Raw genomic sequence first — 25097 nt, 5'->3', positions numbered from 1 at the left:
CTTTATCAGCCGGTTGTGGATTTTTAGCTGCTGTAAGGCCGATTTCAAAACGTGATCATCCGCACACTTTGATCACCAGAGATCGAAGCGAATGTCTAAGCTTTATAGATAGCCGGGCAACACCCGTAGTTTTTTACGACGACATCCGGAGGCCAACGTCACTATGTTCAACCAGAAACTACAAAGCGCAGAATTAATGGAATGGGTATTCGAAGATGAAACCTACGACACCGATCCGTGCGAGTTAAAACTGGATGAAATGATCGAGGCGGAACCGGAACCGGAGATGATTGAGGGGATGCCCGCATCTGATGCGCTCACGCCTGCCGATCGTTATCTGGAACTGTTTGAGCATGTGCAATCATCGCGCATCTTCGCCGACAGCAAAACCTTCCCTGACTGTGCGCCGAAGATGGATCCGCTCGATATCCTGATTCGCTATCGCAAAATTAAACGCAAACCGGAATTCAACTTACGCCAGTTCGTGAAGGCGCACTTCTGGATGCCGGAAAACTACGCCAAAGAGTATGTCTCCAACCCGGAAAACTCGCTGAAAGAGCATATCGACCAGCTGTGGCCGATTCTCACCCGCGAGCCGCAAGACCATATTCCGTGGTCCTCCCTGCTGGCGCTGCCGCAATCCTATATTGTGCCAGGCGGGCGTTTCCGTGAGACCTATTACTGGGACTCCTACTTCACCATGCTGGGGCTGGCAGAGAGCGGGCGCGATGACCTGCTGCGCTGTATGGCCGATAACTTCGCGTGGATGATTGAGCGTTACGGGCATATCCCTAACGGCAACCGCACCTACTACTTAAGCCGTTCGCAGCCGCCGGTGTTTGCGCTGATGGTCGAACTGTTTGAGGAGGATGGCGTGCGCGGTGCGCGGCGCTATCTCGACCATCTGCTGATGGAGTATGACTTCTGGATGGATGGCGCGGAGTCGCTGGTGCTGAACCAGGCTTACCGCCACGTGGTGCGTATGCCGGACGGCTCGCTGCTTAACCGTTACTGGGATGACCGCGATACCCCGCGTGATGAATCGTGGATTGAAGACGTGGAGACCGCGCGTCACTCTGGCCGTCCGCCGAATGAGGTATATCGCGACCTGCGTGCTGGTGCGGCCTCCGGCTGGGATTACTCCTCCCGCTGGCTGCGCGATGCGCACCGCCTGGCGAGCATCCGCACTACGCAGTTCATCCCGATCGATCTGAATGCCTTTATGTTTAAGCTTGAGAGCGCCATTGCCAACATCTCCGGGCTGAAAGGCGACCGCGAGCGTGAAGCGCTGTTCCGCCAGAAAGCGAGCGACCGCCGTGCGGCCATCAACCGCTATCTGTGGGACGACGAAAGCGGCTGCTTCCGCGACTACGACTGGCGTCGCGAGGAGATGGCGCTCTTTTCTGCTGCGAGTATTGTGCCGCTCTATGTCGGCATGGCGACTCACGAACAGGCTGAACGTCTGGCAGAAGCGGTTACCAACCGTCTGCTGACACCGGGCGGGATCCTGACAACGGAGTATGAAACCGCCGAGCAGTGGGATAAACCTAACGGCTGGGCACCGTTGCAGTGGATGGCGATTCAGGGCTTTAAGCTCTACGGCAACGATGAGCTGGGCGACCAGATTGCCCGCAGCTGGCTGAAGACGGTGAATGTTTTCTATCATCAGCACCATAAGCTGATTGAGAAGTACCATATCGCCAGCAGCACGCCGCGCGAAGGTGGCGGCGGTGAGTATCCGTTGCAGGATGGTTTCGGCTGGACCAACGGCGTAGTACGCCGCTTGATTGGCCTCTACGGCGAGCCCAAAGTGGACGAGCCGGACGACAAGCCGCAAGAGCAATAACGCTGCACATCCGTAGGCCGGATAAGCACCATCGCCATCCGGCAAACCCTGCCTGATGGCGGCTCACGCCTTATCAGGCCTACAAAACCGCTCCTTGCTAACCTGTAGGCCGGATAAGCGCCAGCGCCATCGGCAAATCACGCCTGATGGCGGCTTACGCCTTATTAGGCCTACAAAACCGCTCCCTGCTAACCTGTAGGCCGGATAAGCGCCAGCGCCATCGGCAAACCCTGCCTGATGGCGGCCTACGGGGTTACACAAACCTTCCAGCCTTTACTCAATCAATGGCGTTATAAATGGCGGTGTGCGTCTCTGCCCATTTACGATTCTCATCGTTCGGACTGGCGGCATAACGCAGCTGCGCCTGCTCCATCTCATAACGCTGGCGATCGACCACCGGTTTGGTGGTGCAAAACGCCTGCAGGTAATTTTTGGTGATGGAGGTGAGCGGCTTATTGTTCGCCACCATCTCATGGGTCAGGGTGGTAATAAAACGTCGGCACGGGCGCTTCTCATCCATCTGTAACCGGTAGCGCAGCAGCAGATCGAGCACATCGTTGTAGTCCGAAATCACCGCATGTTCGGTCCAGGAGAGTTTCCAGTTCATTCCGGTACGCAGGAAGAGCGACACCACGCGGGTATCGTTGCGGTCGATAGCCGAGCGGAAGTTGTTCTCATCCCGCGGCAGCCCCATTGAGCTGAGCTCCTCTTTCGCCGACGGTTTCTGACGCTCTTCGGCAATGGGCACCGTAATATTAGTCTGACGCGCCACCGGCGCAGAGACGCCGCCCATAAAGAGCCAGAAAGCGCCAATCGCAATCACCAAAGCGACGACGCCCACCGCGCCCCACAGCACGCCAGAGACCATCTGTTCACGCTCTTCGCGGCTGCGCACCTGGCGGGTCGCCGGTTTATCAATACTGTCGCGAATCGGCTGCGTATCGCCGCCCGCGGCGCGATCCTTTTTGCGCGCCTGCTCCCAGTAGGCATCCAACTCACCTGCCGCCTCTTTCAGTAACGCCGCGGGGTTAATTTTGCCGCGCCCCTCATCAAAGGCGCGCTGTACTGGCCCGGCGATCTGCGGATAGTAGCCCTCAAGCATCGCTAACTGATTAGAACTCAGTGCATTGCCGGCGATAACGCTGGCGCGGATCTCGCGCACATCATCTAACAGGGTTTGCAGGGTTTTACGCGGTTCGACAAACAGGCTCAGGCCGGACGCATCGTTAAACAGGCTGGCGTAGCGCTGACCATACTCTTTTTTATCCACCAGCAGCAGCGCCAGCTCGCTAAACAGCATGCCGCTTAACACATCATTGCGGTCGCCGAGGCGCAACCAGCGGCGCACGCGATCGGCGCCAAACTGTGTTTTCAGGTGATTGCGCAGACGCTCCGCATCGGGCCACGCCTGCATCACCAGCCCTTTCATCATCATCTCCATCGCGCGCAGGTGTTGCAGCCCGCTCTGCTGCTGGAGCGGATCGTTAGGGCCGAGCGCGGTGCTGTAAGTCAGCAGCTTCTGCTTTTTACGCAGGTTCTCCAGCGCGGCGATAAAGCGCAGCGCGGCAATAAGCTGGTTCTCCGTGACGCTCTGCCCGTTCTCATAGCGTGGCACCAGCTGTTGCAAGTGACGAAGCTGCAACGTGAACTGCGTTAACTCCGCATCGTTAAGTTTGAGTCTTTTCGCCACCGCTCCCCAGCCACCCAAACTGAGGCGCGCAACATCAAGCTGTTCCAGAAACCAGCGCGGATCTTTTCCTTCATCAAAATGCACATTGAGCAGCAGCAAAATTTCGACAGAAGCCTGGCGAATAATAGCGATGCATTTTTCAAACTGTTCACCTGTATTAACAGGGGCAGGAGTTGTCATTATTTTCCCTTAAGTACAACTTAAGACATATTGCGCTGACCCGGTCAGCGGGTGATTTTTTCTTTAGTTATTAGTCGCTAAAAGATAGCTCAGCGGCGGCTGATTATCAGTGATACCTGTTTCAGAATAATAAAAACAGCCCCAAATATTCACGATATTTATTTTTTTTAAGGGCGGCCGTTTTTTTTATAAGACCAGGAAAACAGATAAATCGCCTGTACAGTTGCCCGCTCTCTGCCAGGCTTAAAGTCGTGTACTGGTAACAATCAGGAGAAGTTATGAAAAAAATCGTGCTTTCCGCCTGCTTAGCAGCTCTCTTTTCGATGTCAGCATTTGCAGATGAGGCACCCGGCCTGAAAGCGGATAAAGCCCCGCCGCCGCCACATAAAATGGATGACGGTTACCGGGGCATTGAAGATGCGCGCAGCATGAACGTTAAACAGGCGAAGAGCCTGCATGACGGCGCGTCCGTCTCGCTGCGTGGCAATTTGCTGAAGAAAGAGGGGAACGATCTCTATCAGTTCCGCGATAAAACGGGCCATATCCAGGTGCAAATTCCGATGGCGGTGTTTGAAGGTAAATCCTTCTCACCGGACGATCTGGTGGGCATCAGCGGCTCGCTGGATAAAAAGCAGAAGCCCGTGCGCGTTAAAGTCACGCACTTCCAGGTGGAATAAGTGGCCGCCCGGTAGCCTTAACGCTGCCGGGCGTTATGCGCATTACAGGAACATCCCGCCAGAGACCTCCACCCGCTGCGCCGTCATCCATGCCAGCTTATCGCTCAGCAAGGCAGCAATCGCATCGCCAATATCATCCGGCTGCCCAACCCGCCCGAGCGCCGTCTGCGAAGCGATATAGTGATGAACCTGCTCGTTGTCCCGCACCACGCCGCCGCTAAAATCGGTCGCTATCGCGCCTGGTGCGATGATATTTACCGCAATACCGCGCTCGCCCAGCTCTTTCGCCTGGTAGCGGGTCAGCACTTCCATCGCCCCTTTCACCGCCGCATAGCTGGCACGTCCCGGCTGGCAAAAGCGCGTTAGCCCGGTAGAGACATTCAGAATGCGCCCGCCGTTTTTGATCAGCGGCAGCAGTTTCTGCGTCAGGAAAAAGGGGCCTTTAAAGTGGATGTTGACCATCTCGTCAAACTGCGCTTCACGCGTCTCGGCAAAAGCGGCCTGAATGCCGGTTCCGGCATTGTTCACTAAATAGTCAATATTATCGCGCTGCCATACAGTTTGCAGCCGCTCCTGCACCTGCGAGACAAAATCATCAAATTGGCTGATATCGCCGACATTCAGCGCTAATGCTGTCGCCTTACCCCCTTTTTGCTCAATCTCTTCCACCACTTTTTGCGCTTCAGCGTGGTTGGTGTTGTAGGTCAGGATGATGCCGATTCCGCTCGCCGCCAGTTTCAATACCGCGTTTTTACCCAGCCCGCGGCTGCCACCCGTTACGATTGCGATAGGTTGTGTCATATATAGCTCCTCTTTGTTGATAACCTGCACAACAAAAAGCTTATTGGCTGCACGGTAAACAATAAAGGTGCTAAATTACGCTTTACTGTTTCATAAATAACAACAATAGTGCACAGTGATGGATAAAATTTACGCAATGCAGCTTTTTGTCCGCGTCGCAGAGCTTTCCAGCTTCTCTAACGCGGCGGAGTCGATGGGGTTACCAAAAGGGAGCGTGTCGCGCCAGATTCAGGCGCTGGAAACGGAACTCGGCACGCAGTTGTTGCACCGCACCACGCGCCGCGTGCAGCTGACGCAGGATGGCATGGTCTATTACGAGCGGGCGAAAGATCTGTTGGCGAATATTGAGGAGCTGGACGGGATGTTCCTGCACGATCCCTCAAGTATCAGCGGGCGTTTGCGGGTGGATATGCCGGTCGCGGTGGCGAAAAATTTAGTGATTCCGCGGTTGCCCGATTTTTTGCAGCACTATCCCGGCATCGAGCTCGAGTTGAGCAGCAGCGATCGGCTGGTGGATGTGATCCGCGAAGGGTTTGATTGCGTGGTGCGCGTCGGCACGCTGAAGGATTCCGGCCTGATAGCCCGCCAGCTTGGCAGGCTGTCGATGATCAACTGCGCCAGCCCCGATTATCTGACGCGTTTTGGCTACCCGGAGTCGCTGGAGGATCTCTCCTCCCACGCGCTGGTGCATTACGCGGTCAACATTGGTGCGCGCCCGCAGGGCTTTGAAGTGTGGCTGGATAAGCAGACGCGCTGGGTGAAAACCGGCGGTATCCTCACTGTCAATAGTACCGAAACGTATCACGCTGCCTGTGTGGCAGGGCTGGGCATTATTCAGGTGCCGCGCGTCGGCGTGCGCGAGGCGTTACGCAACGGAAAGCTGGTGGAGATCTTGCCGCAATATCGCGCCGAACCGATGCCGGTTTCGCTGATCTACCCGCACCGGCGCAACCTTTCGCGACGCGTACATCTGTTTATGGAGTGGCTCTCAACCGTGTTGAAGGATTATGTCGACCAGTAGCGACTATAATTCTGCATACCACACATTCAGGAGAAGGAAATAAAACCTGATGAAAACGGAAGATGTCGAAAAACGTCCCACGCAAGACCTTGAGTATGAGCCTGTCAGGAAGATGGCAGAAACACCGGAAAAGCCGGAAAAAGAGACCTCTGATAAAGATAGCGGGGCGATTGCCGCCGTGACCGATACGGCAAAGAAGATCCAGCGTAAACCGTTGGTGGCGCACCTTATTCGCGCCACAGAGCGCTTTAACGATCGGATGGGCAACCAGTTTGGCGCGGCGATCACCTACTTCTCCTTTCTGTCGATGATCCCCATCATGATGGTCTCGTTTGCCACCGCCGGATTTATCCTCGCCTCGCATCCGACGCTGTTGCAGGACATCTTTAATAAGATCCTGCAAAGCGTCAGCGACCCGACCATGGCCTCGACGCTGAAAAATACGCTGCACATCGCCGTAGAGCAGCGTACGACCGTCGGGATTGTTGGTTTTGCTATCGCGCTCTACTCCGGGGTGAACTGGATGGGCAACCTGCGGGAAGCGATTCGCGCCCAGTCGCGCGATGTCTGGGAGCGTAACGCGCAGGACGAAGAGAAGATTTGGGTAAAGTACTTCCGCGACTTTATCTCGCTGATTGGCCTGCTGGTGGCGCTGGTGATCACCCTCTCCATCACCTCGGTGGCCGGGGCGGCGCAGGAGCTGATCATCTCCACGCTGCACCTTGATTACATCGACTGGCTGAAACCGGCCTGGGGGCTGATTGGCCTGATGATTTCGGTGCTCGCCAACTACCTGCTCTTCTTCTGGATCTTCTGGCGGCTACCGCGCCATCGTCCGCGTAAACGCGCGCTGATCCGCGGTACGTTTATCGCCGCGATTGGCTTTGAAGTGATCAAAATCGTTATGACCTGGACCCTGCCGTCGCTGGTGAAATCCCCCTCCGGCGCGGCGTTTGGCTCGGTACTGGGTCTTATGGCGTTCTTCTACTTCTTCGCCCGCCTGACGCTTTTCTGCGCGGCGTGGATTGCCACCGCGCAGTATAAAGATGACCCACTGATGCCGGAAGGTCGCCGTCGTCGCACCGCTAAATAAGCTATCGGGCTGATAGATAGAATGAAAATATCAGCCCGATCCATAATTCCAGCATGAAAATCCAGTACGTAACTTTTATTTAACCGAAAACCAGTTTTATCCACTAACTTCTAAAATGTGTGAAGCATTTCATAGATGTGAAATCACAGGTCTGAAAATTATTCGCTTTTTGCCGCTTTTTTGCCCGCCCGCTGGGTTTGTTACAGATTGAAATAACGCTTTTGCTGTGGCTAATATGCTCGTTCGTTCGCCTAAAAATAAGAAAACATTATGCAAGCTACAGCTACAACCTTTGACAACGAGCAGGAAAATCCCCCGGTAAACTCGCGCAAAAAAGTCGTCGTCGCCTCGCTGATTGGCACCGCCATTGAGTTCTTCGATTTCTATATTTACGCCACCGCCGCGGTTATCGTTTTCCCGCATATCTTCTTTCCCCAGGGCGACACCACCGCAGCCACGCTGCAATCACTGGCAACCTTCGCTATCGCCTTTATTGCCCGCCCTATCGGCTCCGCCGTTTTCGGCCACTTTGGCGATCGCGTCGGGCGCAAAGTCACCCTCGTCGCTTCGCTGCTGACCATGGGTATCTCTACCGTCGCCATCGGCCTGCTGCCGGGTTATGAAACCATTGGCGTGATGGCACCGCTGCTGCTGGCGCTGGCCCGTTTTGGTCAGGGCTTAGGTCTGGGCGGTGAGTGGGGCGGCGCAGCGCTGCTGGCGACCGAGAACGCGCCGCCGCGTAAACGCGCGCTGTATGGCTCCTTCCCGCAGTTGGGCGCGCCTATCGGCTTCTTCTTTGCCAACGGCACCTTCCTGCTGCTCTCCTGGCTGCTGACCGATGAGCAGTTTATGCAGTGGGGCTGGCGCGTGCCGTTTATCTTCTCCGCCGTGCTGGTGCTGATTGGTCTCTATGTTCGCGTCTCGCTGCATGAAACCCCGGTCTTCGCCAAAGTGGCCGCCGCGAAGAAGCAGGTTAAGATCCCGCTTGGCACGCTGCTGACAAAACATGTGCGCGTGACGGCGCTGGGCACCTTTATCATGCTGGCGACCTATACGCTGTTCTATATCATGACCGTTTATTCGATGACCTTCAGCACCTCGCCGCAGGGCTTAGGTATGCCGCGCAATGAAGTGTTGTGGATGCTGATGATGGCGGTAATTGGTTTTGGCGTGATGGTGCCGATTGCCGGTCTGCTGGCGGATGCGTATGGGCGTCGTAAGAGCATGATTGTCATCACTACGCTCATCATTCTCTTCGCGCTGTTCGTCTTCCCGCCGCTGCTGGGTTCCGGTAGCCCGGCGCTGGTGATGACCTATCTGCTGATTGGCCTGAGCCTGATGGGATTAACCTTCGGCCCGATGGGCGCGCTGCTGCCGGAGCTGTTCCCGACGGAAGTGCGCTATACCGGTGCCTCATTCTCCTATAACGTCTCGTCGATTCTTGGTGCTTCGGTAGCGCCTTATATCGCCACCTGGTTGCAGGCGAACTACGGCCTGATGTACGTCGGCTTCTACCTGGCGGCAATGGCGGGGTTAACCCTTATCGCCCTGCTGCTGACCCACGAAACCAAGCATCAATCCCTCTGATGATTCCCCCTCTCTGTCGCCAGAGAGGGGTTTTCCCTTTAGCGTTTCATCTGTGACAAAATCGCCTGGCACTGGTTCTCTTCGCCTTCCGACGGGGAGATAAGCGCCAGCAGTGCGGCGGCTGGCGTCACCAGCGTTGCCAGCGCCGCCGCCACTGCGCCACGGGCAATCAGCGGACCCGGTTTCACACCGGCCTGCGGGTTTTTAAAGCTGCCGCGCACATAGAGCGGTGAACGCAGCGTCACGATGCGCACCCCTTTGCTCTCCGGGTTGATGGTCAGGTCGAGCTGTTCCGAAGCCATGCTGGCGGTGCCGGTAATGTTAATCAGCGCGTTTTCCGTATCGAAGGCGAAGATCTGCGGCCGGGCAACGCCGTTAACCAGATCGAGGTTAGCCGCCGCGCAGTTGACGCGCACTTCATCATCGCCAAACAGCTGGCCAACCACATAGTTCCCGACGTTGAGGCCGACGATCTCCATCAGGTTGCGGCTTATCAGCCCGTCGTTCATCAGCAGCTTCAGGTTACCGTTGCTGGTGCCGAGCAGAGCCGCTACCGAGTTGCCGACGCCGCGGAATTCAGCATCACCGTTCATCTCACCGAGGGTTTTCTGCATCAGCTCAACATCGGGCATCAGCTGTTTTAGCTTCAGCTTACGCGCCTGAATAGTGGCGCTACCCTGCATCGGCTTCTTATCCCCTTCGAGGTGAATGTTCGATGAGATAATGCCGCCCGCGAGGCCAAACTTCAGCGGTTGCAGGCGCAGGTCGGCGTTTTTCAGCAGGATATGGGTAGTGAGATCGCTAATCGGCAGCGAAGAGCCGTGCTCAATGCGGCGGCCTTTAAAGCGCACATCCGCATCCATCACGTTCCACTTATCCGTTTCAAAGCGATCGTAAGGCAGCACTTTGTCGGCAGGCTGCACCGATTTCTCGCCCTTTTTCTGCTCCGATTTCTTCGACTGCTCGGCCCCTTTACCGGAATCGACGCCAATCAGCGGCCCGAGATCCGCCAGACGCAGCTGGCGCGACTCGACATCGCCCTCCAGTTTCGGACGCGGTTTGCCATTGGTATAGGTCAGCGTGCCGTGAATATCACTCTCGCCGATATGGCCGTTGAAGTTGCGATAGTCGTAGACCGCGCCCTTCTCATCATTGAGTTTCGCCACCAGACGACCATCCGTTTCAAACGGCGGTGTATCGGGCAGCAGCACGCCGGTCAGTTCATAGAGATCGCCCAGCGAATCGCCGCCAAACTTCAGCTTCAGATCGACGCCGCCCATATTCATCGGATCTTTCACCGTGCCGACAAACGCCACGCGGGTGTTACCGGAGCGGAAATCCGCCTGCACCGGGAAGGGCGTCGTTTCGCTGCGCAGCGACAGCATGCCGCCAATTTTACCTTCGCCGCTCAGCGGCTGGTCGTTGTAGCGCCCTTTCGCCTTCAGGCCGAAGACATAATCGCCCGCTTTGTTGCTGTCATCCTTTTTACCGGTCACTTCGCTGAACGGCAGCGGTTTGCCCAGCGGATCGACCTGAATGGTCAGGTCAGCGCGGCTTACCGCGTCATCAATGACGATTCGTCCTTTATCAAACAGGATGTTATCGAGACGGAATGACCAGGAGGAGGGTTTAGCGTTGGCATCGGCGTTCTCATCCGCCGCGAGGGTAAAGGTCCAGTTGTTGAGCTTTTCCGAGCGGCGAATCAGCCGCGCATCGGGCTGTTGCAGCTTGATCCACGGCAGGTAAACGGTTTTGGTAAACAGCGCTAACGGCGAAATCGTCGCGTCTACGCGCGGCAGGTGCACCATGGTGATCTCATCGATCCCCGGCGGGTTACCCAGAATAATGTCTTCGGCGTGAATATGCGGCCACGGGATCCAGCTGCGCCAGCCGGTCTCCTCTTTTTGCCGCGCCCAGTTAACGCCGAGATCGCCGCGGATCGCGAAGGGGCGATTCAGCTCAGTGGAGACTTTTTCATTGATGGTGGGTTTAAGCCGGTTCCAGTCAAATGTCGCAATGATGACGATGGCCACCACAATAACCAATAGCAGCGTCGACACCACCGCCGTCACTATTTTGCTCGTTCTTGTCATTGATATGCCTTTTCCTTTAAAGCCTTACCTCTCATAAAGATAGTAGACCTGACGGAAAGGGCAGCGGTTAAAGATCGAGTATTACATTCTCAAGATTGGCCAGCGGAACCGGACGCGAGAGGAAATAGCCCTGCGCGGCAAAGGCGGGCGAGTTTTGCACATCGCGCCACTCCTCCAGCGTTTCAACGCCTTCGACGATCACGCCCTGGCAGTAGTGGTTCATCAGTTGCAGCAGCAGGGTGAAGAGATTCTGCCCTTCCGGCGTTTTGCGCAGCATCATAAAGAGCTCCCGCGCGATTTTGATGTAGTCATAACGCACTTCGCTCAGCGCGGAGAAGTTGGCCATGCCGGTACCAAAATCATCCAGCCACAGCGGGCCAATCTCACAGATGGAAGCAAACGACGAGTCCTGCGGTAAGCCAATATGCTCCACCAGTTCGAAGCGGATCCACGGCAGTGAATCGACCAGCGCCATGACGTCACCATACTGCCGCATCGCCAGCAGCGTTGGGCCATCGACATTCACCGACGCCAGCACGCCGTGCTGTGCAAAGAAATCTTTCTGCTTCGCCAACAGCGCAAGCTGTTCATGCACCACATCAATACGCTGGCGCACCGGCACTTCTGAGAAGTAGCGATCGGGCGCGATACGTTTTTCCGGCTGCGAGGGGTGAGTTACTACGGTCAGCACTTCAATCGCCATCAGACGACCATCGGTTTTATAGATGGGCTGGTAAGTGTACGCACGCTCGCACTGCAGCCAGTAACGGTGCTCGTGCAAGCTTTCGACATTCATATGAGGAATGTCTGGCGGCGTGTTGACCTGCTGTAACGTCATTTCTGCTGTCCTGTCGATGGGGATGATCTGGAGGAACTCGTCAACAGGTTATCGGCGGGTGTTCTGAGAACTTTACCTCGGGTTGCCCGGCAAAATGGAAAAAGCATAGCGTGCTAATTGCAGGTAATACGTCTTAGCTCAAAAAAATAGTGGAACGATGTTTTAATATAGTTGACCACAAAACAGCCCCATCGCACACTAGCGATAATTTATCTGATTCAGGTTACGACTATGTCCAGGAAAATTGCCGTCATCGGCGAATGCATGATTGAGCTGTCACAAAAAGGCGCAGAAGTTAACCGTGGCTTTGGTGGCGACACGCTGAACACCTCTGTTTATATCGCCCGCCAGGTCAATCCGTCGGCTCTGGCGGTGCATTACGTTACCGCGCTCGGTACCGACAACTTCAGCCAGCAGATGCTCGACGCCTGGCAGCAGGAAGCGGTTGATACCAGCCTGACGCAGCGTATGGAGAACCGTCTGCCGGGTCTCTACTACATCGAAACCGACAGCAGCGGCGAGCGCACCTTCTACTACTGGCGTAACGAAGCGGCGGCGAAATTCTGGCTGGAGAGCGAGCAGTCGGCGGAAATTTGCGAAAAACTGGCGACCTTCGACTACCTCTACCTGAGCGGCATTAGCCTGGCGATTTTAAGCCCCGGCAGCCGGGCGAAGCTCCTGTCACTGCTGAAAGAGTGCCGCGCCAACGGCGGCAAAGTGATTTTCGATAACAACTACCGCCCGCGCCTGTGGGCGAGCAAAGAGGAGACCCGCGAGGTCTATCAGCAGATGCTCGCCTGCACCGATATCGCCTTCCTGACGCTGGATGATGAAGATCTGCTCTGGGGCGAGCAGCCGGTGGAGACGGTAATTGAGCGCACCCAGCAAGCGGGCGTCAGTGAAGTGGTGATCAAGCGCGGCGCGGACTCCTGCCTGGTGGCAATTGCTGGCGAAGCGGTGATTGAGATCCCGGCGGTGAAGCTGCCGAAAGAGAAGGTGATCGATACCACAGCAGCGGGCGACTCCTTCAGCGCCGGTTACCTTGCCGTGCGCCTGACCGGCGGCGACGCTTCTGAAGCGGCGAAACGCGGACATCTTACCGCCAGCACCGTTATCCAGTATCGCGGCGCGATTATCCCGCGCGAGGCAATGCCGGAGTAATAGCAAAAAGCCCTCGCTAAACAACGAGGGCTTTTTTTCACTTACTGCTGCGGCGGGATATCCGACACATCCGGTCGCACATCCTCGCTGGCGGCGGCGGGCGCGGCGGTCTGCGGTTTCATCACCTCGTCCCACGTTGCCTGCAGATCCTGCATGTTATGCTCCGGCTCGCCTTTCGGCTGCATCAGCACCAGCGTCATCTCCTGCGACAGCTGCTGATGCAGATCCTGGTTCAGCATCTGCGGCGTCAGGTTGTCGAGAAAACGCTGGCGCAGTTTCTGATACTGCTCGGGCGCGATATCCACCACCTGGTTTTGCAGGGAGCGCATCCGCTGGCTGATGAGAATATCGGTATCGGCGCGCGCATAAGTGGCAAACAGCTTTTGCAGTTCGAGGGACTTCTGCGCAATCAGCGCCTTCAGCTCCTCTTCCGGCAACCCTTTTTCCCGCACTTTCGCCAGCTCACGCGCAATCACGCCGGTGTTGGCGTTCAGCTTGTCGTTTGGCGAATCAACGTTAATGGCGCACTGCGCGCGCTGGAACAGCACGCGGCAGTCGAAGCCGAGGCTCAGATCTTTGGCATTTTTCTTGTTGAGGCTCTGCTGAACGTGCCAGAACAGCGCTTCACGGGCTAAATCTGCCCGCCAGTAGCGCTCCAGCTCCGCCGATTCGCGGATCGGCTGCCAGGCCGACTCCCACATGATCGACAGGCGATCCTGGGTGACCGCCTCGCTCATCAGGCTCACCGGCTGATGCGGCAGCGGCGAAAGCGTCGCGACCGGGGTCGGCGTATGGCGTTTGCCTTTCAGTTCGCCAAAGGTTTTGGTGATCTGCTCGGCGACCGCGCGGCTGTCGACGTTACCGACCACAATCAGCGTCATCGCATCCGGCGTGTACCATTTTTCATAGAAATCTTTCAGCTGCGCGGCATCGACCGGCGCTTTCACTTTTGCCGCCGGATCGTGGCTCAGCAGCGGCGACCCTTTCAGGCGGTAGCGCCACCAGCTCTCTTTGGTGTCGGCAGGCCAGGTCGCGACCATATCATTGCTGCTCAGCGCGTAGTTTACCGTCTCTGGGGTAACGGTCAGTTTCCCGGCGGCATCGGCCAGGTAGACCATCGCCTCTTTCAGCAGATCGCTGCGGTTATTCGGCAGGCTGAGGTTATAGAGCGTGTATTCGTAGGAGACCAGCGCCGGCGGCAGCGGGCGTTTCGGGTCAATACCCTGTTGCCAGAGAGATCGCACCTGCGCCGGTTCGAGGCGGCCGCTATGGGTTAAGGCAACGCGGGGAATAACGTGACTGAAACCGCTCTGCTGCGCATTTTCAGTGAGCGAGCCGGTATCAATCGAGAGTCGGATTTCAATACGATCGCTGGGGCGCTGCGGAGTGGAGAGAACCTGCCACTGGAAACCATTCGCCAGCTTGCCTTGTTGCCATGCCGGATCGGGCTGGAGCGCCTCTGCCTGCACATAACCGGCCGCTGCCAACATCAGCAACCCGCCTGTTAACAATCGAATTTTTGTGCCCTGCATGAGAACCCCTAATCAACATTCCTGGTTAAAAAGTATGCCGCCCATAGGTCAATGGACAGACATAAAACACTCCGCTTTTAGACCGCAGGAAACGCAAAACGTCACAGCGCGAAGTGAAGAATCCCGAAAATTCAGCGTGAATTGTGACGGAAGCAAGGGGGTAATTATGCTTAGCTGCCCGTAGTCAGACAAGGACTACGGGCGTAAGTCTTGAAATTATGAAGAGATTTCTGACGTTTTTGCGGCGCTGGTTCGATTATTAAGCGTATCGTTGAGCTGTTTTTCATCCAGCTCTTTAACCCATTTCGCCACCACAATGGTCGCCACGCCGTTACCGACCAGGTTGGTCAGCGCACGCGCTTCGGACATAAAGCGGTCAATACCGAGGATCAGCGCCAGGCCCGCAACCGGCAGGTGGCCAACCGCAGAGAGCGTTGCCGCCAGCACGATAAAGCCGCTACCCGTAACTCCGGCCGCCCCTTTGGAGGAGAGCAGCAGCACCACCAGCAGGGTGATCTGATGGAAAATATCCATATGGCTGTTAGTCGCCTGGGCGATAAACACCGCTGCCATCGTCAGGTAGATAGAGGTGCCATCCAGGTTGAACGAATAACCGGTCGGGATCACCAGACCCACCACCGATTTGCGGCAGCCCAGGCGCTCCATCTTCTCCAGCATGCGCGGCAGCGCTGATTCGGAGGATGAGGTGCCCAGCACAATCAGCAGCTCTTCGCGGATATAGCGAATGAATTTGAAGATGTTGAAGCCTGTGACGCGGGCGATAGTCCCGAGCACAATCACCACAAACAGAATACAGGTAGCGTAGAAGCAGATGATCAGCTGACCCAGCTGCACCAGCGACCCGACGCCATATTTGCCGATGGTGAAGGCCATCGCCCCGAACGCCCCGATGGGTGCCAGGCGCATAATCATGTTGATGATGCCGAAAATCACCTGCGAGAAGCTTTCGATGACGTTAAAAATCAGCTGGCCTTTGTGGCCCAGGCGATGCAGAGCAAAACCAAACAGCACGGCGAAGAGCAGCACTTGCAGGATGTTACCGCTGGCGAAAGCGCCAATTACGCTCGCCGGGATGACATCCATAATAAACGCCACAATTCCCTGCGACTGCGCCTGTTCGGCATAGACCGCCACCGCCTTGGCATCGAGCGTGGAAGGATCGACGTTCATCCCCGCGCCAGGCTGTACGACGTTGACGATAATCAGGCCGATGATCAGCGCCAGCGTACTGACAATTTCAAAGTAGAGCAGTGCCACCGCGCCGGTACGCCCGACCGCTTTCATGCTCTCCATACCGGCAATACCGGTAACAACGGTACAGAAGATAACCGGCGCGATGATCATCTTGATGAGCTTCACGAAGCCATCACCAAGGGGTTTCATCTGTGCGCCGAGTTCAGGGTAGTAATGGCCAAGCAAAATACCGATAGCGATCGCTGTCAGGACCTGAAAGTAGAGACTTTTAAACAGGGAGGTTTTCATAAGGTGTCCTTGAGATTAACCTCAGGCTTTATAGGGTTTTCGGTTAGCCTGCGGATTAAAAATAACACCCGTCCTGAATGACAGAAATGTGCTTACGGCGTTTCTGAAACAAGAATGTTAAAAACTTTGAGCTGACTCGCACAATCTCGTAACAAAGTAACTATTTTAATCAACGCCCGCAGCCGCCAGATAGCGCTTCTCAAAGGCATCTGGCGATACCACCTCATCCTTAGCGGAAAAGAGCTGACGTTCGCAGATATCGAGACGCAAACTCTGAGGCGGAAGATCGTAGTGGCGCAGCCGCTCAGCAACACCGGCAACATTCGCCTGCTGCAACAGTGCCTCAGCAGGAAGCGCAACCGCCAGCGGCAGCGTAATGCCCCGTGCCTGCCAGTCGGCCAGCAGGTGACACGCCTCTTCCAGCATCCAGTCGCACACTGTGCCCGTCAGCCCACAGGCCTCGATTTGCGCGAACAGTTCGGCGTCTGCGACCTCGTTATCATCAGACTTACGTAAACGCAGCAGCGCACGGGCGCTGACCACTTCGCTATCCGGCTGCGCGCGCAGCGGTTGCAGCCAGAGCGCAAAACGCTGCTGCTCAAGAGCAGAGAGAAGGTCAGCTTCCTGCGACAGCCAGTTATGAGCCGCTTCGCGCTGCTGCGCATCGAAGAAGTGGATCTGGTTTTTACCATTTCGCTGGGCGGCGGCAAGCGCGGAAGTGGCCTGCTGCATAAGCGTCTGAGCAGAGAGCGTGCTGCCCGTCATTGCCACCCCAAGGTTGGCGTGAGGGCGCAACTGAATGCCCTTCAGCGGCACACGCTCGTTAATAACAGTGAGCACTTGCTTACTTAATTTCATCGCCTGCCAGGGCTGCTGAATGGCGGGCGCGAAGAGGGCAAAATCGCTGATATTAAGCTGCGCCAGAAGCATACCCGGCGACAGCACCGATTTGAGCTTCTCCACCAGCGTCAGCAGCAGCACTTCACGCTGATCTTCATGCAGCACCCCGGCGGTGTCGCGCAGGGTGTCGCTGGAGATTATCAACAGCGCCGCGCGCGCATCGGCGGTGACGGCCTGCTCAAGCAGCGCCAGCAGGACGGCTTTATTCGGCAATTCAGAGACCGGGAAGCGCACCGTTTGCGTATGGCTCTCCTCCTGCTGATGCTGTAGCTGCTGCTGGTTGCGGTTATAGCTGCGCACGATGCGGCCAATTTCATCATCTTTATGATGGCGCGGCAGCGGCAACTGGTGGCCAGGCAGCGCCTGCGGCGGTATCTCATCCAGTTCGCGGGCGATTTTACGCAGCGGATGCATCACCAGCCGGTTGATACACCAGGTGAGCGCCACGGTCAGCATTAACGTCAGCAGTAAGTAAGCCGTCACTAACGTCGACAGGGTACTGATCACAAACTTATAAACGCGATAAGAGTCTGCCTGTAACACAAGGTAAGCCAGCGGCTGCGGGTTGACCGGGCGCTCAAGCGAGTAGATAGGCAGTGAAATCTGGATCGGCAACTCAAACATGCGGGTAATGGTCACCGGCACCGGGCGCTCGGGAATAAAGCGCATGCGCAGCGCCTGGAACTGGTTGGGCAGCATCACGTCGGCGCGGCTTACCACCCCGGCGGGTTTAATCTGTTTGATGATCGCTTCGGCTTCAGGAATATCCGCCTTTAAAATTGCTGCCGAGAGGGGTTCGCGCACAGAGCGGGCGATGCTTTCCAGTTGCGTAGCCGTGTTATAGCGATTCTGCTGCAGGAAATGGAACAGCAAAATAACGCAAAAAATAAGCACAAAGAACATGGAGACAACAGCAACCATGGCCATTTGTTTGATGGTTAAAGAACGGCTAACACGCAAAATCACTCTCCAGAGAAACAATCGGCGCAGAGGATGGGTCAGGATGACTCTGCCGCCAGAGTATACTCTATCGCAGGGCGATTAAGATAAGGGGCTACGCAGATTCTCATTGGCCCGCGAGTGGCGCAAAAAGAGGTAATAACCTTTTGAATATTATGCGATTAACCGCCGCGCAACGCAGCCGATGCGCGGCAATCTTCCGCCAGGAATAGTCTATTTTTACCAGTCGGCCTGCGGTACCAGCGGTTGCAGCGGCATATCCATGTCGCCCTGCCAGCCCGCGCCGGAGTAGCGCACATAAATCATCCCGTGGCTTGGGGTGTAATCTTTCGCCTGCTGAATATCAATACCCGCACCGACAAACCAGTTGTTGGTCACCCGCCGCTCGACCAGCGCCCGCGCCGTATAACCAAAGCCGTTACTGTGGCTTCCGCTCTCAGGGATATCACGTGCGCGATTGCGGAATTCTGACGGAATGAGATCTAAACGCGGATAGCGCGGCATGGTTTTGTTACGCGAATGAGACCACGACGCGGAACCGCCCAGCTCCCACGACCAGTTCTCCGTGCGTTGGCGCCACAGCACCGGCACCGCGAACGAGAGGTACTCCTGCGGGCTGTAGTAACCGCCCTGGCCCAACGTGTAGTTGCTCAGGTCTTTGTCGTAGTGCCAGATCATGTTATTCAGGCCGACGGTAACGCGCCGATTATTCTCGTTAATCAGCTTGTAGTAGTAGCCGGTCATCCAGCGCACGCGCCAGTTATCGTCGACGTTTTTCCCCTGCAGCGTATCCGCGCCGAGGCTTGCCCAGACGCCGTTCGCTTCACCTTTATCGTAACTGAGGCTCAGCGTAGCGCCGTTGGCGCGCACCCCGCCCCAGGTTTTCCCGGTGTTGGGATCTTTCTGCCCGCCAAAGGCCAGCAGCGAGCTGGAGATAGCGCGACGGTGCAGATCAACGGTGTAACCGAGCGGCCCGACATCCCCGCTGTAGCTCACGCCGCCAACCACATCGACAACGTTAAAGCCCATCGGCGTGGTGCCGATATCCATCCCCCAGCGTTCGTTACGCCAGCCTGCGCCAATACTGACGCCGCGATCGGACTGATGGCGGTTACCGCCCACGCAATCAATGTCTCCACAGGTACCAAAGTTCGGGCTGTAAGTACCATCGGCATTCTGGCTGAAGGTACCAACATCCATATCCACCATGTCGGCGCGCAGCAACAGCCGCCCGTCCGCCAGCGGCGTATCCGCCTGCAACATGGTGGTGTGGCCTTTCAAATCGGAATAGCCGCCGGTGCCGCTGGAGCCGGAGTACTCATGTTGCAGCGTGACGTTGAGATCCTGCTGGCGATAGAGATCCGCCGCATCGCTGCGCACGCCGCGCTTGAGCCAGTCATCGCGCTCGTCGTTGCGCGTCAGGCGAGTAAAGGTGTCGTTATCGGCAGGGCGCTGCGGCGTAATGCCTGCGGCGACCATCGCCTCTTTATAGTGCTCCAGCGCCTGTTGCGGCGCGCCGTTCTGCGCCTCAAACCGTGCGGCATCGCGCAGCACCAGCGCGCTCTCCATCGACGGCGGCTGTGCTTTGGCCTGCGGCACAATGGCGCTGAAAATACGTTGTGCACTGGCGCTATCGCCAAGCTGATTCTCTACCAGCGCTAGTCGCCGCTGGGTATTGATCGAGGGCGGTTCACCGCTGGCTGAGGCCGCAGGCAGTTTCGCCAGCTGCGCCCGCGCCGCTAGCGGATTGCCGCTGTAGGCATAGAGTTCAGCCAGCCCGAGCAGGGCCTCTTCGTTAGCCGGTTCCCGCTTGAGCGCGCGCTGATAGTAATCCTGCGCCTCGGTGGCATCACCGCGCTGCTGCGCCCAGTCGGCAAGGGTTAAATCGAGCCGCGTGCTCGCTGGCTGCTGGGTTAACAGCGCGATGGCCTCATCTTCGTGGCCGCTGTCGCGCAGGCGGTTCGCCCGATCCAGCAGTTGGTTGCTTTGCAGCCGGTCGGCCAGCTCCTGGATATTGCTGTTCCACTGCGCCTTCGGCAGCGTGTTGAGGTGATTTAGCGCCGCCTGTGCCCGCTCGGTGCCGGAGAGATAGAGCCCGTAGGCGTAAACCTGCTCCGCATCGCCCGCTTTCTGTGTCGCCAGTTGCCGCATCAGGTTGTCTGCTTCACCCGCCTGCCCGGCCTGGCGCAGATCGCTCGCCAGCCGGTAGGTGATCCAGACGCTGCCCGGATCGAGCGCGAGCCGCTGGCGTTGCAGCGCGGCGGCCTGCGCCCACTCGCCTTTGCTCTCCAGCGCTTCGGCCTGCTGCGCTAAGCGGTCATTGGTCAGGCCGCGTTCAATATCGTCGATGCTGCGCCGCTGGCTGGCGTTAAGGGAGTGGATAAAGCTTTCGGCTTTTTCCGCCGACTCGGCGCGGTAAATATTGGCCAGCCCGCGCACGGCATTGGTGTTTTCGCTGTCCATGCGCAGCGCCTGGCGGTAGAAGCTCTCTGCCGCCGCGCTATCTTTGCGCGCCGCCGCCGCGTCTCCGAGGCCGAGTACCGCATAGCTGTCGCTGTTATCCGTCGCCCTTGCCTGCTGGTAGTAACGCTCGGCCTGCGCCGGATTATTGGCTTTTAACGCCGCATCGCCCTGCTGGATCAGCAGCCAGTAGCGGTTAGTTTGCAGCAGGCTGTCCCACTTGCTGCGATTGCCGCTATTCGGATCCATGGCGATCGCTTTTTCAAACTGCGCCACCGCGCGGGCGCGATCGCCGCGTTGGGAATAAGCCTGGCCCAGCGCGCCGACGGCTTCGCTGTCGGCACTGTTAGCATTAACCGCCTGCTGTAGCTCACCAATCGCTTTCCCACCCTGCCCGGCATCGACTGCCGCAAGGCCGGTGGCACGGGCGCGAAACGCCGGGTCAGCCAGCTGTTTTTGCTGCGCCGCCAGCAGGGAACGGGCGTTATCGACCGTGTCGCCAGCGGAGAAGAGAGTCAGAAAATGTTGTAATGCTTTCACGCTGGTATCGCTGACCGGCATGCGCTGGATCTGCTGATACCAGAGCCCGGCTGCGGTGTCGCGCCCGGCGTTCGATTTCGCCATCTCCTCCAGCAGCGCGTAGCCCTCGGCATCGCGCCCGTCGGCAAACAGCATCTGCGCCAGGCCGCCCTGCAACTGCGCATTTCCGGGGTTACGGCTGTTCAGCGCCTGCAATCGGCTGACCGCCTCGTTGTGGCGCGCCGGCACTTTTGCCACCAGCAGCCAGTACTCAACGGCGATATCACCTTCCGGCGGGTTGCCTTTAAACAGCGCGTCATAGGCGGCAATCGCCTCCTGCGTGTGGCCAGTGGTGGCCTGTAAACGCGCCTGTTGCAGCGCCTGGCGGCCTTCAGCCGAGGAGAGCGCCATGGTGGTAACCGACGCTTTATAGGCGCTGGAGTCCGGTGCCAATTGCTTTAAGCGGTCGAGCTGTTTCTGCGCACCGGCACTGTCGCCCTGGCGCAGCAGATAGCGCATACGCGCCGCCACCACTTCAGGGTTATCGGGGTCGATCAGTTCAAGGCGATAGAGCGACTGGCGCACCAGATCTTCGCGGCGGGCGCTTTCACCCAGACGCACCTGCGACAGCAACTGCTGCTGCGCGCTGGTCGGCTCGGCCGCCCCGACGGCAGGTGCCAGCGAGAGGCCGATTGAAACACAAAGAAAACTTACGACGAACTTGTGCATTCCGCGCCCCAGTCAGGTTGTAACTCACCGCGAGGGGTGAAACGAAAACGGTGTTGATCCCAGCCCTGGCCGAACAGCGTCAGCACCGCACTGAAGTAGGCATCATCGCCGGGATAGTGGTCAGCAACGCGCTGGCGCTGCACGGCCTGTGCGTCACGATCCTGCAAGAAGGGAAGCATCGAGGCGGAAAAACCGACCGGGCCATCGCCGCGGATCTGCCCGCTGGCAACATCCACCTTCTCCGGCACCACGCCATTTTTAATGGTGGCGGTCGCCATCGGCTTCAGTTTGTTGAGCAGGCGCGCTTTCTGCGGATCGGCATCGTTCATCATACCGACCCAGAGATAGACGCGGATGGCATCGTAGCTGCTGACCAGCGTTTTACCTGGCTGTAGTTGCCACCCCTTACCCTTCTCATAGCGTACCCAGTCCGGCGAGAAGCCTTTCGGCGCGGTCTCCAGCAGCAGGCGCAGGTTGGTTTCACGCAGCGTCGACCACGGCGCGCCAAAGCGGGTGAAGTAGCTCGCCAGCTGCGGCGGGAGGTAGCTCGGATTAAAGCGCCACGTTGTCGGTTCAGCGAAGCTGACCTTACCCGGCAGCAGCATGGAACCGAGCCCCGGCACCGTCACCACTTCCTCTTTCGCAATCCGCGACAGCAGGGATTTACCCAACTGGCTGTAGCGATCCTCTTTCCACAACCTGCCCGCCTCCAGCAGCGACCAGGCGATCCAGATATCGGCATCAGACGCGGAGTTGGTGTCGAGCACTTCCCAGCCGTTATCAGCCTTCTTGCCCCACAGCCAGGCGGGAAGCTGCTTGTTCAGCGAGCCGTCGGCGAGATTATCTTCGGTCCAGCGCAAAACTTTATCGAACATGGCGCGATCGTTAGCCGCCAGCGCGAAGAAGAGCGCATAACTCTGCCCTTCCGAGGTGGTGATTTTGCGCGAATCGCTCGGGTCGATAACGCGCCCGCCGTCGCTGATATAGGCCTGTTTAAAGTGGTCCCAGGCCGGCCAGTTACAGGCGGCGCGAACGTTCATCGCCGCCATCACCAGCATCGCCATCACCACCCAGCGTACGCTTTTCATTACCGTTTACTCATGATCCGAAGGGTCAAGACGGCGGCGGCTGATGATACGCAGCAGGCGCCACAGCACCCACGCCATCAACACCACACAGACCGCAGCCAGCACCGCCAGCAGCACCGGATGGTTCGCCAGCGCGTACCAGATGCGCTCAAACCACGGCAGGTGGCCAACATAATAAATATCGCCAACGCGCAGGCCATTTACCCCCGATTCACGGATCACCGTCACCGAGCCGTAGATCGCCGCGCGCTTGCCACTGTCGTTAATCGCGCCGTTCAGCAACTCATAACCGCGCGGGCTGTCAGCAAGGAGCGCTACCACGCTACGCTGGTCGTTGTAGGGTGACTGGAAGCCGATAATCGCCGCCATCGGGCCATCAGAAGTAATGCCGGTTTGCGTATCGGCCTGGCGGTCGGCGGCATCCGGCACAATCGAGGCGAACGGCGTCTGGCGCAGCGGGGTTTTTACCCAGCTCTGCGCGGCATTCACCAGCAGATCGATATGCTTATCATCTTTCAGCTCAGGCGGAATGGCACCGATAATCATGATATCGGCGTCTTTATCCTTGATCTGGTTGCCATCGCTGGTTAACTGCACGTTAATTGCCGGGAAACCGGTCTGCGCGCCTACCGTGCCCAACGAGTCAAGCAGCGTGGAGACCTGTGCCGGCGTCGGCTGCGGCGGCGTCACAACGATGGTTTGCGACAGATCCGCCATGCGGCTGAACGGGAAGCCCGCATTAGCAAAAGCACGCAGATCCGGCATCGCGAGGAAGTGGTAATACTTCGAGAAGTCGATGGTGGAGTCATCGCCAATCACCACGCGGTTCGGCACCTGCTGGAAAGTAACGCAGTTATCAATCGTGCCGCCCGGCATCGGGTTCATATACTGGAAATCGAAGCGCAGCTGGTTCACCGCGCCGAGTTTCAGCGCCGGAATGGAGACATCAGTTTTGCTGTCGAGCAGCCCTTGCAGCACCGGCAGACGCAGCAGTAGGTTGTTACTCTCCTGGGTGCCGGTCAGGTTGAAGTATTGCAGGAACTGGTTATTCAGGCTGATATCCATCCGCGAGCCATCTTTGGTCGGCGGCGCGGTATAGCGATAGTTGAGGTTCATGTCGATGCCGGTGCTGCGCAGCAGATAGAGATCCGGCGGCAGGTTCAGCGACAGGTTGATGGACGAGGGCTGCAGGCCGGTCGCCTGCAACTGCTCTTCGTAGCCTTTCAGCTCGCCAAAGGTCACCGCGCGGTCGGTGCGCACCCAGTTTGGCGCATCGTAAGGCTGGCGGGCCAGCAGCGGTTTCACCTCATCCACCGTCACGCTCTCGCCGCGGAACAGCACATTGCCCTGGGCAATGCCTTTCGCCGCCTGCAGCAGATCCTTATCGTCACGCCCGCTGATCACCAGCAGCTTCAGGTAAGGGTTGTTCGGGTGGTTAACCATTGAGATGGTCGGCCCCTTCGCCGGCGGCAAATCTTTAAGGAAATCAGGACGCTTATCGTTGGTGGCAAAGATAATGGCGTTGCTCTCCGGCAGCGCGTTATAGGAGACCGGGAAGGTCTGCCCGCGCCAGCCGGTGCGTGAACCGAACCACGAAGCGACAATCGCCGCCGCCTGCTGCTGCGCGATATCGGGCGCGCTGGCAAAGACTACCGGCAAGGTCAGCGGGCGGTTATCGCGCGGGTCGTAGAACGGGATCGGGAAGTGGGAGAGATCGTTTTTCACCGACAGCTTCTGGTAGGTGAGATCCAGCGAACTGCTGCGCCCGATATCGAGCCACAGCGTTGAGCTGGCCGGGTTTTCACACACGTCGCGATAGTGGCCGACAAACTCCAGCCGCACACGGTTAAAGTCGGTGATAAACAGCGGGTTGATCGGCATCTGCGCCTGGGTTTTCTTACCCAGCTGCTCTTTAGTCACCGGCAGCACGCCCATCAGCTCATCGTTGAGATAGACCTTCAGCTGCGACTGCACCGGTAACAGCGACGGCGACGGCGTGTACTCGAGGTTGAGCACCGCATTCGAGACCACTTCATCGCTACGCGTACCGAACTCAATCCCGCCATTCGGGTTGATACCGCGCAGCACCATGCTGCCTGGCGGCGGCGCGATCTCGGCGAAGGTGAGCTTCACATCGCGCGACGGCGCATTGGCGGCCACCACGGGCGCATTCGCCCCCTGCACGCCAGGCATCACCTGGCCAATGACAGTCTGGCCTTCAGTCGGCATGGTTGGCGTAACGCTCTCCGTCTCTCCCGGCGCAGGCGTGACCACCGGTTGAGTCGCTGGCGCGACGGCGGGCACGCTTGGCGCGGGTTGCGCAGGCGCTGCGTGGGTCATCATTGGGGCCAGCGTGCTCATCCCCACTGCCACTGCACACATCCAGGATAATTTTCTTTTCATCGCGTATTCATCATTG

The 25097-nt window shown here is 57.7% G+C and carries 15 protein-coding genes and 1 pseudogene; 6 read left to right on the top strand and 10 right to left on the bottom strand.

The window, feature by feature from the left end; all coding sequences use genetic code 11:
• Positions 1–163 precede the first annotated feature (163 nt).
• Positions 164–1846, top strand: coding sequence for an alpha,alpha-trehalase (locus IAE48_RS16490; RefSeq protein WP_200135014.1), 1683 nt, complete (start codon positions 164–166; stop codon positions 1844–1846).
• Between the two features lie 277 nt (positions 1847–2123).
• Here IAE48_RS16490 and IAE48_RS16485 read toward each other — a convergent pair whose 3' ends face one another.
• Positions 2124–3716 (bottom strand): STY4199 family HEPN domain-containing protein, encoded by a 1593-nt coding sequence (locus IAE48_RS16485; RefSeq protein WP_200135013.1) that lies wholly within the window; start codon positions 3714–3716, stop codon positions 2124–2126.
• A 278-nt stretch (positions 3717–3994) separates the two neighbouring features.
• Here IAE48_RS16485 and IAE48_RS16480 point away from each other — a divergent pair, with 278 nt between their 5' ends.
• A complete protein-coding gene (locus IAE48_RS16480) occupies positions 3995–4393 on the top strand; it encodes a YdeI family stress tolerance OB fold protein (protein ID WP_076769361.1) in 399 nt (132 codons plus the stop codon).
• Between the two features lie 42 nt (positions 4394–4435).
• Here IAE48_RS16480 and IAE48_RS16475 read toward each other — a convergent pair whose 3' ends face one another.
• Positions 4436–5194, bottom strand: coding sequence for an SDR family NAD(P)-dependent oxidoreductase (locus tag IAE48_RS16475; protein WP_200135012.1), 759 nt, complete (start codon positions 5192–5194; stop codon positions 4436–4438).
• Positions 5195–5312: 118 nt separating this feature from the next.
• On the opposite strand from IAE48_RS16475, the gene IAE48_RS16470 reads away from it, so the two are divergent.
• From IAE48_RS16470 to IAE48_RS16460, 3 genes are all read left to right on the top strand, one after another.
• A complete protein-coding gene (locus tag IAE48_RS16470) occupies positions 5313–6215 on the top strand; it encodes a LysR family transcriptional regulator (RefSeq protein ID WP_200135011.1) in 903 nt (300 codons plus the stop codon).
• A 112-nt stretch (positions 6216–6327) separates the two neighbouring features.
• Positions 6328–7308, top strand: coding sequence for an inner membrane protein YhjD (gene yhjD / locus IAE48_RS16465; RefSeq protein WP_370569036.1), 981 nt, complete (start codon positions 6328–6330; stop codon positions 7306–7308).
• 270 nt (positions 7309–7578) lie between these two features.
• Positions 7579–8895, top strand: coding sequence for an MFS transporter (locus IAE48_RS16460; protein ID WP_200135010.1), 1317 nt, complete (start codon positions 7579–7581; stop codon positions 8893–8895).
• 38 nt (positions 8896–8933) lie between these two features.
• Here the strand turns inward: IAE48_RS16460 and IAE48_RS16455 are convergent, their stop codons facing one another.
• Positions 8934–10988 (bottom strand): AsmA family protein, encoded by a 2055-nt coding sequence (locus IAE48_RS16455; protein ID WP_200135009.1) that lies wholly within the window; start codon positions 10986–10988, stop codon positions 8934–8936.
• A gap of 67 nt (positions 10989–11055) precedes the next feature.
• Entirely contained in the window at positions 11056–11826 is a 771-nt protein-coding gene (gene pdeH / locus IAE48_RS16450; protein ID WP_042713240.1) for a cyclic-guanylate-specific phosphodiesterase, read from the bottom strand.
• Between the two features lie 231 nt (positions 11827–12057).
• Between pdeH and IAE48_RS16445 the strand changes: the two genes are divergently transcribed.
• Positions 12058–12987, top strand: a complete 930-nt coding sequence (locus tag IAE48_RS16445; protein ID WP_200135008.1) for a sugar kinase — start codon at positions 12058–12060, stop codon at positions 12985–12987.
• Positions 12988–13028: 41 nt separating this feature from the next.
• Here IAE48_RS16445 and IAE48_RS16440 read toward each other — a convergent pair whose 3' ends face one another.
• The 6 genes and pseudogenes from IAE48_RS16440 to bcsB all read right to left on the bottom strand — a co-directional run bounded on the left by IAE48_RS16440 (position 13029) and on the right by bcsB (position 25081).
• Positions 13029–14519 carry a pitrilysin family protein gene (locus IAE48_RS16440; RefSeq protein ID WP_200135007.1) on the bottom strand — a complete coding sequence of 497 codons (1491 nt, stop codon included), beginning with the start codon at positions 14517–14519 and terminating at the stop codon, positions 13029–13031.
• A gap of 216 nt (positions 14520–14735) precedes the next feature.
• Positions 14736–16022 carry a dicarboxylate/amino acid:cation symporter gene (locus tag IAE48_RS16435; RefSeq protein WP_023482021.1) on the bottom strand — a complete coding sequence of 429 codons (1287 nt, stop codon included), beginning with the start codon at positions 16020–16022 and terminating at the stop codon, positions 14736–14738.
• A 213-nt stretch (positions 16023–16235) separates the two neighbouring features.
• Positions 16236–17882, bottom strand: a pseudogene (locus IAE48_RS16430) (EAL domain-containing protein); the annotation flags it as partial.
• 219 nt (positions 17883–18101) lie between these two features.
• Positions 18102–21590 carry a cellulose synthase complex outer membrane protein BcsC gene (bcsC, locus tag IAE48_RS16425; RefSeq protein WP_200135005.1) on the bottom strand — a complete coding sequence of 1163 codons (3489 nt, stop codon included), beginning with the start codon at positions 21588–21590 and terminating at the stop codon, positions 18102–18104.
• Entirely contained in the window at positions 21572–22678 is a 1107-nt protein-coding gene (gene bcsZ, locus IAE48_RS16420) for a cellulose synthase complex periplasmic endoglucanase BcsZ (protein ID WP_200135004.1), read from the bottom strand. Before bcsZ ends, bcsC begins: the two co-directional genes overlap by 19 nt.
• A 6-nt stretch (positions 22679–22684) precedes the next feature.
• Entirely contained in the window at positions 22685–25081 is a 2397-nt protein-coding gene (gene bcsB / locus IAE48_RS16415) for a cellulose biosynthesis cyclic di-GMP-binding regulatory protein BcsB (protein ID WP_076769355.1), read from the bottom strand.
• Positions 25082–25097 lie beyond the last annotated feature (16 nt).

The organism is Kosakonia sp. S57 (genome assembly GCF_016516575.1).
GTDB lineage: Bacteria > Pseudomonadota > Gammaproteobacteria > Enterobacterales > Enterobacteriaceae > Kosakonia > Kosakonia cowanii.
The sequence above is the reverse complement of the archived record's forward strand: the minus strand, read 5'-3'. Positions and strand labels throughout refer to the sequence as shown.

Bases quoted from the DNA above. Each gene is read 5' to 3' on its own strand.
- IAE48_RS16485 (WP_200135013.1), bottom strand. From the start codon at position 3,716: ATGACAACTCCTGCCCCTGTTAATACAGGTGAACAGTTTGAAAAATGC.
- bcsC (WP_200135005.1), bottom strand. From the start codon at position 21,590: ATGCACAAGTTCGTCGTAAGTTTTCTTTGTGTTTCAATCGGCCTCTCG.
- IAE48_RS16480 (WP_076769361.1), top strand. From the start codon at position 3,995: ATGAAAAAAATCGTGCTTTCCGCCTGCTTAGCAGCTCTCTTTTCGATG.
- pdeH (WP_042713240.1), bottom strand. From the start codon at position 11,826: ATGACGTTACAGCAGGTCAACACGCCGCCAGACATTCCTCATATGAAT.
- IAE48_RS16460 (WP_200135010.1), top strand. From the start codon at position 7,579: ATGCAAGCTACAGCTACAACCTTTGACAACGAGCAGGAAAATCCCCCG.
- IAE48_RS16440 (WP_200135007.1), bottom strand. From the start codon at position 14,519: ATGCAGGGCACAAAAATTCGATTGTTAACAGGCGGGTTGCTGATGTTG.
- IAE48_RS16455 (WP_200135009.1), bottom strand. From the start codon at position 10,988: ATGACAAGAACGAGCAAAATAGTGACGGCGGTGGTGTCGACGCTGCTA.
- bcsB (WP_076769355.1), bottom strand. From the start codon at position 25,081: ATGAAAAGAAAATTATCCTGGATGTGTGCAGTGGCAGTGGGGATGAGC.
- bcsZ (WP_200135004.1), bottom strand. From the start codon at position 22,678: ATGAAAAGCGTACGCTGGGTGGTGATGGCGATGCTGGTGATGGCGGCG.
- IAE48_RS16475 (WP_200135012.1), bottom strand. From the start codon at position 5,194: ATGACACAACCTATCGCAATCGTAACGGGTGGCAGCCGCGGGCTGGGT.
- yhjD (WP_370569036.1), top strand. From the start codon at position 6,328: ATGGCAGAAACACCGGAAAAGCCGGAAAAAGAGACCTCTGATAAAGAT.
- IAE48_RS16470 (WP_200135011.1), top strand. From the start codon at position 5,313: ATGGATAAAATTTACGCAATGCAGCTTTTTGTCCGCGTCGCAGAGCTT.
- IAE48_RS16435 (WP_023482021.1), bottom strand. From the start codon at position 16,022: ATGAAAACCTCCCTGTTTAAAAGTCTCTACTTTCAGGTCCTGACAGCG.
- IAE48_RS16490 (WP_200135014.1), top strand. From the start codon at position 164: ATGTTCAACCAGAAACTACAAAGCGCAGAATTAATGGAATGGGTATTC.
- IAE48_RS16445 (WP_200135008.1), top strand. From the start codon at position 12,058: ATGTCCAGGAAAATTGCCGTCATCGGCGAATGCATGATTGAGCTGTCA.